The 15510-nt window shown below is 51.4% G+C and carries 13 protein-coding genes; 6 read left to right on the top strand and 7 right to left on the bottom strand.

Annotation, left to right across the window (positions count from 1 at the left end):
* The first annotated feature begins 68 nt into the window (after positions 1–68).
* The 3 genes from NT073_RS06915 to NT073_RS06905 all read left to right on the top strand — a co-directional run bounded on the left by NT073_RS06915 (position 69) and on the right by NT073_RS06905 (position 2619).
* Positions 69–746, top strand: coding sequence for a response regulator transcription factor (locus NT073_RS06915; RefSeq protein ID WP_297370804.1), 678 nt, complete (start codon positions 69–71; stop codon positions 744–746).
* Between the two features lie 109 nt (positions 747–855).
* Entirely contained in the window at positions 856–2220 is a 1365-nt protein-coding gene (locus NT073_RS06910) for a HAMP domain-containing sensor histidine kinase (RefSeq protein ID WP_297370802.1), read from the top strand.
* Between the two features lie 192 nt (positions 2221–2412).
* Positions 2413–2619, top strand: coding sequence for a hypothetical protein (locus tag NT073_RS06905; protein ID WP_297370800.1), 207 nt, complete (start codon positions 2413–2415; stop codon positions 2617–2619).
* 9 nt (positions 2620–2628) lie between these two features.
* On the opposite strand, the gene NT073_RS06900 is transcribed toward NT073_RS06905, so the two are convergent.
* On the bottom strand, positions 2629–4023 hold the full coding sequence (locus tag NT073_RS06900; protein ID WP_297370798.1) for a DUF389 domain-containing protein: 1395 nt from the start codon (positions 4021–4023) through the stop codon (positions 2629–2631).
* Between the two features lie 296 nt (positions 4024–4319).
* On the opposite strand from NT073_RS06900, the gene NT073_RS06895 reads away from it, so the two are divergent.
* The 3 genes from NT073_RS06895 (at position 4320) to NT073_RS06885 (ending at position 7411) form a co-directional block, all read left to right on the top strand.
* Positions 4320–5231, top strand: coding sequence for a hypothetical protein (locus tag NT073_RS06895; RefSeq protein WP_297370796.1), 912 nt, complete (start codon positions 4320–4322; stop codon positions 5229–5231).
* 133 nt (positions 5232–5364) lie between these two features.
* Positions 5365–5586, top strand: coding sequence for a copper chaperone (locus NT073_RS06890; RefSeq protein WP_297370794.1), 222 nt, complete (start codon positions 5365–5367; stop codon positions 5584–5586).
* Between the two features lie 133 nt (positions 5587–5719).
* The gene (locus NT073_RS06885) at positions 5720–7411 is read left to right on the top strand and encodes a tetratricopeptide repeat protein (RefSeq protein ID WP_297370792.1); all 1692 of its coding nucleotides are present in this window, start codon (positions 5720–5722) and stop codon (positions 7409–7411) included.
* 77 nt (positions 7412–7488) lie between these two features.
* On the opposite strand, the gene NT073_RS06880 is transcribed toward NT073_RS06885, so the two are convergent.
* From NT073_RS06880 to NT073_RS06855, 6 genes are all read right to left on the bottom strand, one after another.
* A complete protein-coding gene (locus NT073_RS06880) occupies positions 7489–8985 on the bottom strand; it encodes a SusD/RagB family nutrient-binding outer membrane lipoprotein (protein WP_297370791.1) in 1497 nt (498 codons plus the stop codon).
* Positions 8986–9033: 48 nt separating this feature from the next.
* Positions 9034–12300, bottom strand: coding sequence for a SusC/RagA family TonB-linked outer membrane protein (locus tag NT073_RS06875; RefSeq protein ID WP_297370790.1), 3267 nt, complete (start codon positions 12298–12300; stop codon positions 9034–9036).
* Between the two features lie 169 nt (positions 12301–12469).
* Positions 12470–13273, bottom strand: a complete 804-nt coding sequence (locus tag NT073_RS06870) for a mycofactocin-coupled SDR family oxidoreductase (protein ID WP_297370787.1) — start codon at positions 13271–13273, stop codon at positions 12470–12472.
* Entirely contained in the window at positions 13266–13829 is a 564-nt protein-coding gene (locus NT073_RS06865) for a hypothetical protein (protein ID WP_297370784.1), read from the bottom strand. Before NT073_RS06865 ends, NT073_RS06870 begins: the two co-directional genes overlap by 8 nt.
* An 8-nt stretch (positions 13830–13837) precedes the next feature.
* Complete coding sequence (locus NT073_RS06860; protein WP_297370781.1) at positions 13838–14278, bottom strand: DUF4395 domain-containing protein; 441 nt, start codon at positions 14276–14278, stop codon at positions 13838–13840.
* A 35-nt stretch (positions 14279–14313) separates the two neighbouring features.
* Positions 14314–15480 carry a methionine aminotransferase gene (locus NT073_RS06855; protein WP_297370779.1) on the bottom strand — a complete coding sequence of 389 codons (1167 nt, stop codon included), beginning with the start codon at positions 15478–15480 and terminating at the stop codon, positions 14314–14316.
* Positions 15481–15510 lie beyond the last annotated feature (30 nt).

The raw sequence follows: 15510 nt of genomic DNA, 5'->3' as shown, positions 1-15510 counted from the left end.
CCATATCCGCCTAAAATAAGTTAGTAGTGTATAGCAGGACGATTTGCCCTGCCATACGCCTGTACGTTATGAAACTTCTGGTCGTTGAAGATGAGCCGAAAACCCTGCATGCCATTCAGCAGGGGCTGGAAGAGAGCCAGTTTGAGGTCGATATTGCCTATGATGGGCTGCTTGCCAAACGGCTGGCGCTCAAAAATACCTATGCCGCTATTATCACCGACCTCATTTTGCCGGGGCTGAACGGCTACGAACTCTGTCGCCAGCTCCGGGCCGAGGGTGTAAGTACACCCATTCTGATGCTCACGGCTCTGGACGAAACCGAAGACCGTATTATGGGCTTCGACGCCGGTGCCGATCAGTATTTGGCTAAACCCTTTCAGTTTGCTGAATTGCTGGCGCGGGTACGCTCGCTGACCAAACGAGGCACTCAAGTCACGATGACGGCCCAGATGCTCCGGTATGGCGGTATCGAAATCAATCTGGACGCCAAGACGGTCACGCGGGATGGTCAGCCCATTGACCTTACCGCTCGCGAATTTGCGCTGCTGGAGTTTCTAATGCGAAACCAGGGGCGTGTCCTCTCCAAGCCCGCCATTGCCGAGCACGTCTGGGATTTAAACTTCGACACGGGCACCAACGTCGTGGAAGTGTACATCAATTACCTCCGCAAGAAAATTGACAAGGGTTTCGACAAGAAGTTAATCCACACCCATTTCGGGATGGGGTATATGTTTAAGGAGGAGTAAGGAGTAAGGAGTTAGGAGGGCTGACGCGTTTTCTTGCTGACGCCGGTCGGCCGGTGCGGTCAGCCCTCCTAACTCCTCGCTACTAATTCCTACCTACTAAAAAAAAGATATGACTATCCGTAAGCGGCTTACGATACGATTTACCGGACTAGTATCCAGCATTATGCTGCTTGCCTTTGTCAGTATCTATGCCTTTTGCTGGTATTTTGTCTCTTCGGATTTTTACCGGCGACTCGAGCGGAAGGCCACCACAGCGGGCGACATGCTTATTCGGCATCGGCTCGATGCTCAGCTGATCCGACAGCTGGGCCGGATTCGGAAAGACCAGTTACCCGAACAGAAAATTACCATTTTCGATAATAAAGACTCGATTATCTTCATTACCAACGAAGCTCTGTCTCTACAGATCGACAAGGCAACATTAGCCACCATTCGGCAATCGAAAAAGAAAGACTTTCAGCAAAGCGGATATTACGTCTCCGGGATTCGATTTATGACGGCTTCCGGCCAGTATATCGTTATAGCGAGTGCAAAAAACACCTATGGCGATGAATTTCTACGACGTCTTATCTGGTCCCTTTCGAGTCTATTTATGCTGATTGCCGCTATTACGGCCCTTTCGGGCTGGTTTTTCGCGGGCGATGCGCTGCAACCCATGCAACAAATTGACAATACGTTGAGCGCCATCTTTCCCAATAATCGGGATGAACGGCTGGCTGTTACGAAAGACGACGACGAGATTAGTCGGCTGTCGGCAACGATCAACCGGTTGCTGGACCGGGCGGTAGAGTCGTTTCGGCTGCAACGCATGTTTGTTGCCAATGTCTCGCACGAATTGAAAAATCCGCTTACGCAGATCAGTTCGCAATTGGAAGTCAGCTTACTAAATCAGCGGGAGCCGGAAGCTTACCGGCAAACGATCCGTTCCGTGCTCGACGATGTACGCGAACTGGCCGACCTTACCCACGAGCTGCTGCAACTTTCACAGGTAAATCAAGACGATGCCGCCGGTTTATTGACGGATGCAGTACGGCTCGACGAGCTTGTCTGGGATATTCGTGATGAAGTAACGGCGATCAATCCGCGCTATCAGGTAAGCGTCAGTATGGGCACCCTTCCCGACGACCCCGATCAGCTAACAATACATGGCAACCGGACCCTACTCGCTACGGCGCTGAAAAACATAACGGAAAATGCCTGCAAATTTGCTGACGACGGTCGGGCTCAGGTACACGTCAGCAGCAGTCCGAAGGCCCTGAATGTAAGCGTTGAGAATACAGGGCACCCCATTCCGGCTGATGACCTGCCGTACATTTTCGAGCCATTTTATCGAAGTCGACAAACGGCCGATATCCGGGGTTATGGCGTAGGGCTTTCGCTGGTTTCTCGCATTATTCGTCTGCATGGCGGTCAGATAATGGTTCGCTCAGAAAGAGGTCAGCCTACGGTATTCTCTATTGAAATTCCGTATTGATGATGGGTTAGCGGTTATTGATCATTAGAGACTGGTTAAGTGCCTGCCGACCTTACTAACCACTACCGGTAAATTAAGGATTGTATTCTAAGGAGATTCTAAGGAATTTATCAGCGGATATTAAGCTATTCGAAGCAGCTTTGTTTGTGTATAGTATTAAAGGGTCATACCGCACCGAAGCTTAGCGAGTTTATGCCAAAAAGGACCATCTCCCGCCCCAATTCTACGTCTTCGTATCCTGAACTTACGGGCAGGAATACAGCACGAACCAAAGCGGATAAGCTCACAGATCATAAACCCACCCGCAAGCTCGACTGGCTCCTGATCTTTGTGAGTATACTCTTCCTGATCTCCCTGCTGATCGTATGGCTGGTCGATGTGCCAAGCTTACTGCGCTAGTAAGCCTGCTCACTCAATTAACAGTTTGATCCGCTTACTTTTCGTACGCGTCTGAAGCCACTTTTCAATACGCTTCCGTTCAGCCGCCGTATGTCGTCGGGAAAACCGGGCATACACCAGCATAACCGTATCGGGTTTCGTGCTATTGCCGGACATCACCAGCGACCGCGCTGCGGTAAACGTCCGAACATCGGGCATGAGCGTTTTTAGTTCGTCGCGTAAATCAGCTATTGGTAATCTTTCAGACTGTGTCTGGTCAATATACCGACGTAATGAATCGATGGTCTGGTCTTTAACGGCAATCGATGCCTGATTATACCGTACTACCTGATCTGTAACGGAGGTGGTGATGGCATCGACATCGACGGTTGCATCTTTAAAGCTACCCTGCCGCACCACCAGTTTTGCATCGTCCAGCCCGTAAGCAACCATCTTTGAGGTTAACAGATTGATCGAATCTTTGGGCAATGGCTCACCAACCAGCATAAGTTCCAGCCTGCTCTGCTTTCGGTTAAAATGAGCATCGTATTTAATAACCTGTCGAAACTGAAAATTGCACTCGTTGGCGATGAAGCGTTTGGCAGACTGCTCAAAGATCGTTTTCCTTACAATCTGATAGCCGAGGTATGTACTGGGTACGACAACAATTAAAACCGCCACCCAGATCGTATGCCGAACCCGCCGTTCAACTTCCGGCGTCGGGTATTCTTTCTGATGGTAGTCCAGAAACCGAACAATTAGAAATGTTGCCAGACTGATACAAACACTGTTGATCAGAAACAGATAAAAAGCCCCGGCGAAATAATAAATGTTACCGATGGAGAGTCCATAACCCGCCGTACAGATAGGCGGCATCAGCGCTGTGGCAATGGCAACACCCGGTATAACGTTGGTGATCTTCTCGCGCCGTGAACCCGCCACAATACCCGCCAACCCGCCAAAAAAAGCAATGAATGCATCCCAGACGGTGGGCGATGTACGAGCCAGTAATTCGGACTGGGCTATGTGTAAGGGGCTGATCAGGAAATAAACCGTTGAGGTAATCAGGCTGATAACCACTGCAAGACTGAGGTTTTTCAATGATTGCAGAATCATAGCCAGATCATTGATGCCCACCCCCAGCCCAATACCCATAATAGGCCCCATCAACGGCGAAATAAGCATAGCCCCGATGATGACAGCCGTTGAGTTGACATTAAGGCCAATCGACGCAATAAAAATGGCAAAAATGAGTGTCCAGAGGTTTATCCCCCTAAACTCAATACCCCGGCTGATCGACAGGACCACACCGGCCTGGTCGTCTTTATCCTCTTCCAGACTAAACCGTTCGCGCAGGAAAGTGCCAATCTGAGCTATAGTGTCCGGACGTTTGGTACGACGCAGATTAGGGTCATTAACAAGCATAAAAGGTGAGTATAGGTCAGGAAAATGTAACCGGCTATCCGGTTTTCCAGACGAAAATTAATGCAAACTGCCAAATTCCATTCGTTTTAGTGCACTTATTTACTCTGCGTGATAGCCAGGAAACGTACCGGCAGGCTTCAGCTCATGACCTAATGTATGCCAACACGCCCTAAAAGCCTATTAGTCTGAATACCTTCTCTAAGCAAATTTTAAGGTTTCCTTAAGCTGGCTATAACACGGTTACGCCAGCTTTACAGGATCAACGGAATTGGCAAACGTTATTGATAAACAAGGCTATGGCACAACGAAACAACATACTTACCGGCGTACTCGTCGCGCTAACTGCGCTTTTTGTAGCCTTTGGTCTTTACTATTGGCAGCGCACCCAAACACTGATTAAGGAAAACGACCTGAATGAGCAACGAGCCGATTCGCTTTTATCGGCCAAGTTCCGGCTGGAGGGCGACGTACGCAATCTGGATAGACAGCTAGAGACGGCGACCGACGAAAACAGCTGGCTTACTAAACGAATAACGGCTGCGCATGAGCAGGTAGCCGCCCACGACCGGCAATTGAACGGACTCCGGCAGCGTGCTTCCAGCACTGGCAACACGATCCGGCAACTCAATCAGACCGTAAGCACGCTAACCACCCGGCGGGATAGTCTGGAAAATCAAATGGAAGCCGTTCGAGATAAGATAAACTGGCTCACCGATTCCAACAGCCTGTTGCTTAGCCAAAATAAGCAACTACAGCAACAGGTAAGTACCCTCAACGCTTCACTGCTCACAAAAGTATCGGAGTCGGCGGTTACGGGCGATTCATTTCTGGTCGTAGCCACCAAGGCCAACCGGAAGGAAACGGCAAAAGCTAAAAAAGTAAACACGCTGACCATTTCTCTGGGTGTACCCGCCGAATTGCGGCTGGAGGGCGCACAAGATGTGTATCTGAGCCTGACGGATAGCCAGCAGAACGCCGTGCCCGAACCGATGCGTGCCTTAACGGTTTCTCTGGCTGATGTAAACGAAGTGATACCCGTTCATGCCGTACAGAATGTAAACTTTAGCCGCAATCCACAACGGATTTCGTTTAGCCTTAGCCCGGCGAAAACGCTTAAACCCGGTAGCTATCGGGCAGCCGTATTTACCAAAAACGCGTATCTGGGCGCAGTCACCTTCCAGTTTCGGGACAGCTTTCTATTTTTCTAATTATGTACCAAACAGCTTCCATCTGCTTGTGGAAAGTACAACCTAAGCGCACGATGAAATATCACTATCCCTTTTAGCTTATCACTCAAACAGCTAGAGGCTGTTTGGTACATAACCCAATCAACTCAACGACATGGAAACACTAAATTTCAAGACTAACATCAAATCGAGCGACGACGTTGCCGCTGTTACGCTGAACCTCAACGATATTGAGCAGGTCGACGGCTGGAACATCGCTACCGAAGCACCCGACAACCTCCTTACCGTACAAACCACCGACAACCGCATTGCCGATCTGGTTCTGAAAGCGGTTCAAAAAGCGGGCTATCAGGCCACCCTCGCAGAAGATCAATAGCTTACTGTGGCATCAATGCGATTCTAAGGCAATTCTAAGAAATCCTTAAGCCCTTTCTTAGTTCTGGACTGCACCTTGCCTATGCCTTCTTCAGAAGATCAATCATGACAAGGAGGCTAAACCTTAACGCAACATGAGAACGTACATAAAAACCTTACTGCTGTCGGGATTATCCGTAGGGGCTCTGGCGCAAGCCCCCACTCCCGATGCAAACACCCTGATGAACCTTGGCCAGTTTACGGAGGCCAAGCAACTGCTGAACCGAAACGCGCAGCAAAGCCCGTCAATGCAAAGCCTGTTCGACGCGGGCTACGGCTACCTGCGTTCGGGTCAGCCCGATTCGGCCCGTATCTGGTTTACCAAAGGCCTTTCGATGGATGAGAAGCGCACGCCACTCAACGAAACGGGGATGGCCATTAGTTATCTGGTCGAAAACAATGCGGCCAGTGCCGAGCCTAAACTGGCCGAGGTACTTAAAAAGAGTAAAAGCAAAAACGCCGATATTCTGTATCGAATTGGTGAAGCCTATACAGGCTACCTGACCCCCGGTAATGGGTCAATAAAACCCGTTTACGCCAAAGCGGTCAATGCTGCCAAAGCCATTGACTACCTCAACCAGGCCACTGAGCGCGACAAGAAGAACGCAGCCATTCAGCTGGCCCTCGGCGATGCTCATTACCTGAACAAGGATGCGGGTACGGCCGTTACCCGCTACGAAAGTGCACTTGAACTGGGCATGAACCCATCGCGGGTATACCAGCGCATTGGCGACATTTACTGGCAGGGACGCAACCTGAATCTGGCCGTCGAGAATTATAAAAAAGCTATTGAAGCTAACGGTTCGTACGCCCCGGCCTACAACCAGCTGGCCGAACTGTACTTTCTGGTCAACCGATACAAAGAAGCGGCCAGCTACATGGACCAGTACGTTACGGTATCGCACGATGCCCGGCAGGAAACGCTGCTGCGTCAGGCACAATTCCACTTTCTGGCCAACGATTTTCAGCGAGCTGTTACGCTCATCGACAGCAACCGGACAGCCCTGGGCCAGAACCCGATTGTGTACCGCATAAAAGGCTGGGCCTACTCGTCGCTCAAACAGCCCGACAAGGCCATCGAGAATATCAACACGTTCCTGGAAAAAGCGCCGGACAAAGCCATGCCGGACGATTACAAGTACCTTGGCCGGGCCTACATGGCTACCGACAGCGCCAGCGATGACTCCTTAGGAGCAGTGTACCTTGCCAAAGCCGCTCCCTTCGATACTACCGATAATCTGTACAGCGACATCGCCAAGTATTATTACCGGGCCAAAAAACACCCCGAAGCGGTCGCTATTCTGGATTCGGCGGCTAAGCACGGCTTTAAAGCCGATGTACAGGATTTGTTCCGATACGGCATGAGTAACTACACCCTCGGGTTCAAACGCGACAGTTCGGGTAAACTGGAGCGCGACACCCTGCGGTTCGCCCTAGCCGATTCGGCACTGGCACTGGCTCAACAAGGCTCACCCGATTACGCCCCAACGGTACTCTACCGGGCCAAAGCCAATTACTACGCTTACGCCCCCGAAGAAGCGGTGATGAAGGGCAAAGCCAAACCCTACTTTGAGCAGTTTATCAGTATGATCGCCGATAAGGAGGAAGAGCGGAACCGGTACAAGAAGGACCTCGTACTGGCGTTTAAATACCTGATTTCGTACAACGAACTGGTCACGAAAGATGAGACTGCTCGTAATGAGTGGCTTACTAAAGGGCTGGCTCTATTTCCCGAAAATAAGGATTTAGCCAAAATAGCCGGTCCGAACGAAGCTGATAGTCAATAAGCATGGTCTAAAATGGATAAGGGGCCGCTTGATCTTAAACGATCAAGCGGCCCCTTATCCATTTTAGGAGGGTGTAATTAACGCTTATCCCACCACACTTTGCTCAGGTAAGAGTCTCCATTGGAAAATCGGGCTACGGCGGCATCGTAGTTGGTCTTATTGAGCAGAGCCTCTTGGGTCGAATATACCGACCGGCGGGGAATCTGCCCATTAGTCGAACCAGCATTTGGCCCCGGCGTTAGTTTAGGATAGCCCATCCTGCGCCACTCGATAAAGGCTTCGTACGACCGACCGAACAGCTGAATCCATTTCTGCGTCCCGATCTTTTCAAGCTTCTGCTCTTTTGTCAATCCTGCAAACGACAGTTCGGTGTAGGTTGCAGGAATAGCCGTTACGTTATAAGGGGGCATTGCCATAGCCGCTTTGACCCCGTCCTGATAGAATTTCTCCGCCTGATCGGTGGTAGCGCCCCAACCTTCCAGAGCCGCTTCAGACTTATAGAAACTCACATCTGCAAAGGTCATCTGAACACAGGGGATAGCGGGCGAATAGGCCTTATTGAAAAACGTGGTCTGCGAAGCCGTAGAGTAATCGTCTTTGATGATCGTTTTCAGCAACGCGTCCGTGAGGGCTACGCCGATGCCTTTATAAGCGGGCTTCCCGGCTTTTACCGAGTTGACGGTTGGTTGCACCAGCGCGGGCAACCGTGGGTCGCTGGTGGCAACAAGTTGGTTTACAAACGTATCGGCCAGATATTTTAGGTCGGGGCTTCCGGCCAGCCAGTGGTTCAGCACAGGGTGTACGTTGGCATTGGTGGCATCGTTGTACGTTGGAATGGCGGCATTATCGGCGTTCGACTCCAGCAAAGGCTGGCCCATGGCTTCGCTAACGGTTTTCTGGGCCAGCGCGGGGTTAGCGTACCGAATACGCATACCGAGCCGCAACTTCAGTGAATTACCGTATTTCTTCCATTTGGCCACATCGCCTTTGTAATAAAAATCAGCGTTGCCATAGCTTTCATCCCCAACCGTAAGCTTGGCGATGGCTGCATCCAGTTCGGTAATCAGCGATTTGTAAATAGCCTCCTGCGTGTCGAACACCGGCTGGTTGTTCACATTTTCGACTCCCAGCGCACTTTGCGAATAAGGCACATCGCCAAATAAATCCGTCAGGCGCTGCCAGATGGAAATCTCAACGATTCGGGCGATGGCCAGCTTTGTACGGCCTTTCGGGTCATTTTCGAGGCCCTTCAGCAACTGGTTCCTGATCTGGCTGATGTTTCGCAAATACACATAGTGGCTGGCCCACAGATCGGTATCGGCCTGCTGTACGTAGCGAGAACTCGAAATTAGTACACCACCTGCCCACTGCTGCACCCAGGAGCCAAATTGGTTATTAGGGTACTCGAACCCCTCTGAAAAAGCTGCGTCGCGCTGCACTTTAGATAACACCAGACCGGGGTCGATGGTCGTAACCGAAGTAGGTGGGGTATTTATTTTTTCGAAGTCATCCGTACATCCCTGCGCAACCAGCAGGACAACAGCGATATAAATGGGTTTTAGTATCTTTTTCATTGATTCATGAAGATTTGAGTAACGAATTGCATCGACTCGGAGTGATGCTTACAGTTCTACATTCAGGCTAACCCCGAAATACCGCAGCAGCGGCAGTGCCGTCGACTCAAGGCCCAGCGACGAGTTGTTCACGTTAAAAGAGGAGGCTTCCGGTGCAAATCCGTCGGTCTTCCGTTGTAAATAGAACAGGTTCCGGCCATATACCCCGGCCCGGATATTACGGAACGGCGTGCGGCTTACCAGTTTAGCGGGCAAACTGTAATTAAGCGTCATTTCCCGCAGGATGACGTAGCTGGCATCGTTCAGCAGCTCTTCCGACACAACGTTATCTTTGTCCGGTGCCACTACGTTCCAGTAATCCTGCGCCCGTACTGTTTTAGTATTCGCCTGCCCGGTACTGGTCCAGCTTCCATCGGCCGATTTCGAACCGACAACGCCTTCGGCAACGTAACTTCCATCGCGGCCCGGCAGCGTCTTTTTGATCGTGCCGTACACCAGTTCTTCGCGCAAGCTCTGCGAATATACTTTGCCACCCTGGCTAACGTCGATCAGCCCCGACAGAGTGATGCCTTTATATCGGAATACATTGTTGAAACCCCCAATCCACTTCGGTAATGCATTGCCCATTTCGTATAGGATCTTTGCATTTGTTTTGACTGGCAGGCCCGTGGCTGGGTCGATGATCCGATTTCCGGAACCATCCCGAAGCCACTGAAAGCCGTTGCCCAGAATAGTACCAAATGGCTTGCCGGGTGTAGCAATAACCTGCACGCCCCGGTCGCTGCCAAGTATGTATGTCGACACACCTTCGGCCAGCGAGACCACTTCGTTGCGGTTATGGGAGTAGTTCAGCGTAGCATCCCAGGAGAAGCCCGAAGCCAGTTTTACAGGCGTGGCATTAACCGACAGTTCGATGCCGTGGTTACGAATTTCGCCCGCGTTGATCAGCCGGGACGTAAATGTGCTCGACGGAGGCAGCGGTACGTTTAGAATCTGGTTTCGGGTGCTGGCATTGTAATAGGCAACCGTTACCCCCACCCGATTTTTGAACAGCCGTGCTTCCAGCCCAAACTCATTGGACGTGGTCAACTCGTTTTTCAGGTTAGGATCGGGAATGGTCGACGCAAATGAAGCCAGCGGAATGCCGCCCTGTGTGTACTGATCCAGCGAATAATTCCCGTTGAGCTGGTACGGGCTGCCCGAGCTACCCGCCTGTGCCCAGGAAGCTCTTACCTTCAGGAAACTCAGCGTAGGACTCTGCAGCCGCAGCGCATCCGTCAAAATAAGGCTACCGCTGATGGCCGGGTAAAAGAACGAGTTGTTTTTGGGAGACAGCGTCGACGACCAGTCATTCCGGGCCGAAAAATCAATGAAAGCCATTTCCTTATACCCTATCGAACCCGACCCATAGACCGAATTAATGGACGATTCCGTCAGACCAAAAACGTACGAATTCGTTAGCGTATTATTGATAATGAACAGATTAGGGGCAATAAATTCATTTCCGGTATTTCCCGTTGTGCGCGAGTAATAGCGCTGGTGGTTAGCGCCCAGATTGAACGAAAACGAAATATCGTCCGAAACTTTGGGTGTAAGTGACAGCAGAACGTCGCTGTTATCTTCGCGGGTACGGGTCACCTCTTCAGTAATATCCCCGTTTTTGTTGGTTGTCACGTAGGTACCTTTGTCGCGGTAACGAAACCGCTGGTCGGTATAGAAATCCGTACCGGTACGGGCCGTCAGCCGAATCCAGTCGTTGAACTGATAACTCAGTCTGACCAGTCCGATAATTCGCTGCCGTTCATCCGAGTTGCGGGTTCGGGACATTGTCCAGTAGGGGTTCGCCGTTGACGAGTTGGTGGCATAGGTTTTTTCGAGGCCCACGAATGGTGTTGTGCCATAGCCAAGTTGTTTGGAAATATCAGCTGCCGTCCAGGCCGAATTGGCCAGAATATCCATTGGAATGCTTCGGGGCTGGCTGATAAAGATGTAGGCCGGATTATCAGCCGCGTCGGAAACCGTTGGGCGGTTTACGCCCTGCTGAGCAATGTAATTGACCTTCACATCGGCTTCTAACTTGGAGGTAACTTTGGCCACCGTCCGTAAGCTGATGTTATTCCGATTTAGGGTATTGGTGGGTACGTAGCCATTGATATTTGTGTTGGAATACGCCACCCGGTAGTTCACTGCGTCGTTGCCTCCCTCCAGACTCAGGTTGTTGACCATCTGCTTTTCGGTATTGAAAAACTTCTGGAAGGTGTTGGGCTGCGGGGTCAGGTTCAGGAGGTTACCCCATTGGTCTTCATACGCCTGCCCCTCCATACGCGGCCCCCAGCTCGACCGGGTGAATCGGTCGCGACCGCCACTCATTTTGGGAACGCCCTGTATACCAGCGGCCTGAGCAGCGGCCCAGGTATAGATTTTACCATCGTTGCCCCGGAAGTTGGTAAACGTACCATCCAGCCCCTGCCCGTATTCATCCTGAAAATCCGGCAGCACCAGCGCATCCCCGAGTGAGTAGTCGATGCCGTATTTAACTCCGATTCCTTTCCGGTTCTTCCCAGATTTGGTCGTAATCAGCACCACACCATTACTCCCCCGCTGCCCGTATAACGCTGCCGCATTGGGGCCTTTCAGCACAGAAATGGTCTCGATATCTTCGGAGTTGATGTTCGAAATACCGTCCCCATAGTCAATACCGCCCGAACTGCCGGGAGCACGCGGGTTCTGGTTGTCCATCGGGATACCGTCAATGACGTACAGCGGCTGGCTGTTCCCTACAAGCGAATTAGCCCCTCGGATAACAACCCGCGATGAGCCACCGGCACCATTGGCCGAGCGGGTCACCTGCACACCGGCCATTTTCCCGGCTAGGGTTGTAGCTACGTTGGCTTCTTTAGCCGCCGAAATGTCCTGCCCGTTGAGTTCCTGAATAGAATACCCCAATGAACGCTTGTCTCGTTTGATACCCAGTGCGGTAACCACTACTTCGCTCAACACGGCATTATCTTCGGCAAGCGTCACCGACACGTCCGTTCGGCTTCCCACGGCTACTTCCTGCCGGACGAAACCGACGCCCGAAAAAATCAGCGTAGCGGCCGGGTCGGCATTAACGATAAACTTGCCGTTCACATCCGTAACCGTTCCGCGCGTAGTTCCTTTTACCAATACGTTTATGCCCACGAGTGGCTCTTTCTTGGCATCGAGCACGGTCCCCTGAATGGGCGTCTGGGCGCATAGTGAGCTATAAAACAAAAAGGCTATCATGTTCATGAGTAGCCTTTTGCTCAAAAAGAAACGAAAAGTTCTTTTCATATTGTTAACAATTTGATAATGATTTTTTAATACTAAATTAATATTAGCTTGCCCAAAACTAATGATTTGTCTGAGTACTTGATATGGTTAATAGTCTAATTCTTCATAATCAGGCATAAAAAAAGCCCTCGTTAACAGGGCTACTTAAGTTACATTATGATGAATAAACTCAGCGCGTCAGCAAACCGGCATCCAGCACAAACTGCGAACCCGTTACATACCGCGCTTTATCCGATACCAGAAACAGCACCATCGCCGACACATCTTCTGGCTCTACCCAGGGAACAGGCAGCAGGTTTCCAGCCGAGCGTTCGGCAATCTCCTGAGTAGTCGTGCCTTCCAGTTCGGCCAGGCCGTCGTTCATGGGCGTGTTGACACCCGTCGGGTGGATGGAATTGACGCGGATATTATACGGAGCCAGTTCAATGGCCCACGACTTCGTCAGGCCTACCAGCCCCCATTTTGAGGCCGCGTAATGGCTCAACCTATTCATACCCCGCAATCCGGCAATGGACGAGTTATTGAGAATCACCCCGGATTTTTGCGCCATCATGATCGGAATTACCCGTTTGGCTACCAGCCAGGCGCCTTTCAAGTTGATATCGAGCATGGCATCCCACTCCTCTTCGGGTAGTTCGTGTACCAGCCCATACGCGCAGATGCCCGCATTGTTGAAAAGAATATCAATGCGACCCAGTTTCTCCATGGCAGCATGGACGGCGCGTTTGATATCCTCGTCCCGTCGAACGTCGCCCTGAGCCGTCAGGCACGAAACGCCAAAGGTTTCTACCATCTGTTTCAGGGAATCCAGTTCACTCCCGGAGCCAAGGGCATAACCGGGATAAGCCATCGGCTTGGCCAGATCGAAGGCTATGACGTGCACACCTTCCTGAGCCAGCGCCAGCGCGACAGCCCGCCCCTGCCCGTGGGCCGCTCCGGTAATAAATGCTACTTGACCACGCAGATCAGCCATGTATGTTGGTGGGGTTTTCGGGTTGAGTTAAGGGAAGATAGGGATAGAGGTATTCGTCGACGTCAACGTTCAGTGCGTTATTGAACACGTTAGTGGCGATCATCTGCCCGGCAAAGGCTACCAGTACGACGATCTGCTCATCGGTGAATCGGTCGGCAATGGGTGCATACAGCTCGTCCGGGATTTCACCTTTATTCCGGGCGATGGCACTACCAAAATCAATAAGGTTCTGTTCGTCACTGGTCAGTTGGATGGCTTCGGGGCGTTCGCCATTGTCGATGATGATCCGCCGGAAAAACGTTGAACAAACGGGGCAGTCTGACCCCTCCGAAATAGCATGAGCGTACAGGTACGCCAGCCGGTTCCCGACAATCGCTTTCACCTGGTCGTAGAGCGGGTACCACTGCATGTAAATCTGAAAAGACAACAACGACCGCCCCAGCGTAGCTTTCATATTCGTGATGCGGCTACCAGGATGATCTGTTATGTGCGCGTCGAAAGCGGCCTGCACATCGGGCGTCGCTTCGGTTTCGGAGAGGGGCAAAATGCGGGGCATAGGGGTTGCTATTGATTGATCAGGTGGATGCGTTTCAGAAACGAATAAACATAACAACCTGCACAAAAACCGGCCAACGACTCCAGCCCGGCAAACATAACCAGTACACTGGTCGGAATACCTGGGCTGATTTCCAGAAAATACAATGCCAGAATGAGAATAGCGAATGCGAAGCCAACCCCGGCAGCAAACCGCTTCGGAGCTTGGTCGGTTGGGCGAAACGGCAGTTGGGAGACCTGTACAATACCCTCACCAAGTCGACCCAAAGGACTCAATTTACCAAAGTCAAACGCCCGTAGGCCGAAGTCGATCAACAACACAACAGGCAACGGCCAATAGCCCGTAAACAGATACGCTATCCCAATCAGCAAAACCAGAAAAGCGACAACACGTACCTTGTTTTCATTTACCTGAACCCCATCAACAGGACAGTCAACCGATTTATACATAACTATTTAACCATTAATAACATAGAAACTTGCGATCATAGAAGACTCAGCCGTTCGGCCGCCCGAATCAGCACGGCATCGTCTTTGGCAAAGCAGAACCGCAAGAGCTTATAATCGTTCTTCTGGTTATAAAATACCGAAACCGGAATCGACGCCACCCCGATTTCTTTGGTTAGTCGTATGGCCAGGTCATAATCAGGCTCATCGGTAATAGCGGCATACGATACGGCCTGAAAAAAGCTCCCCTCGGCGGGCTTGAACGTAAAGCGCGAACCCTGCAAACCAGCCAGAAACAGATCGCGTTTACGCTGGTAGAAATCGGGCAACTGCCGATAGTGCACCGGCTCCTGCAGGTAGTCGCCCAGAGCGTACTGAATGGGTGTAACGGTGCTGAATGTCAGGTACTGGTGGATTTTCCGAAACTCCGCACTGAGTTCTTTGGGTGCCAGACAATAGCCTATTTTCCAACCCGTAATGTGAAACGTCTTCCCGAAAGATCCCACAACAAAAGTGCGCTCCTGAAGTTCGGGGTGAGTCATAAGCGAGTGGTGCTTCCGCCCATCGAACAGGATGTGCTCGTACACTTCATCGCTCACAATCCAGATGTTGCGGTCGCGAATCAGATCGGCCAGTTGGTTCAGATCATCAGCCGTCCAGACGTAGCCGGTAGGATTATGGGGTGTGTTGACCAGAATCAGTCGGGTTCTGTCCGTGATTTTTTCACGAACCTGCTGCCAGTCGATGGCGTAATCCGGGGGGGTCAATGTCACATAAACAGGCATGCCCCCGTTGAGTTCAATGGCGGGTACGTAGCTATCGTAGGCGGGTTCCAGCACGATCACTTCATCGCCGGGGCGGACAACGGCGGTGACAGCCGCGAAGATGGCTTCGGTAGCACCCGACGTAACCGTCACTTCAGATTCCGGGTCGTAGGAAACGTTGTACTCAGCGAAGGTTTTCTGGGCCAGTGCTTCCCGCAGGGCCGGAACGCCGGTCATGGGAGCGTATTGATTGAACCCACCGCGCAGGTATTTCTCAACCAGCGATACCAGTTCGGGCGAACAGTCGAAGCCGGGAAAGCCCTGCGACAGATTGATAGCCCCCGTCTCGGCCGCCAGCTTCGACATGACTGTAAAAATCGTGGTGCCTACGTTGGGCAGTTTGGAAGTAAGCGCGGCCCTTGTTGTTATCGGTGTACTCATTATACGTTAATTACTACACGAATCAAATTA

It is taken from the genome of Spirosoma sp., from assembly GCF_026391055.1.
Lineage (GTDB): Bacteria > Bacteroidota > Bacteroidia > Cytophagales > Spirosomataceae > Spirosoma.
The sequence above is the reverse complement of the archived record's forward strand: the minus strand, read 5'-3'. Positions and strand labels throughout refer to the sequence as shown.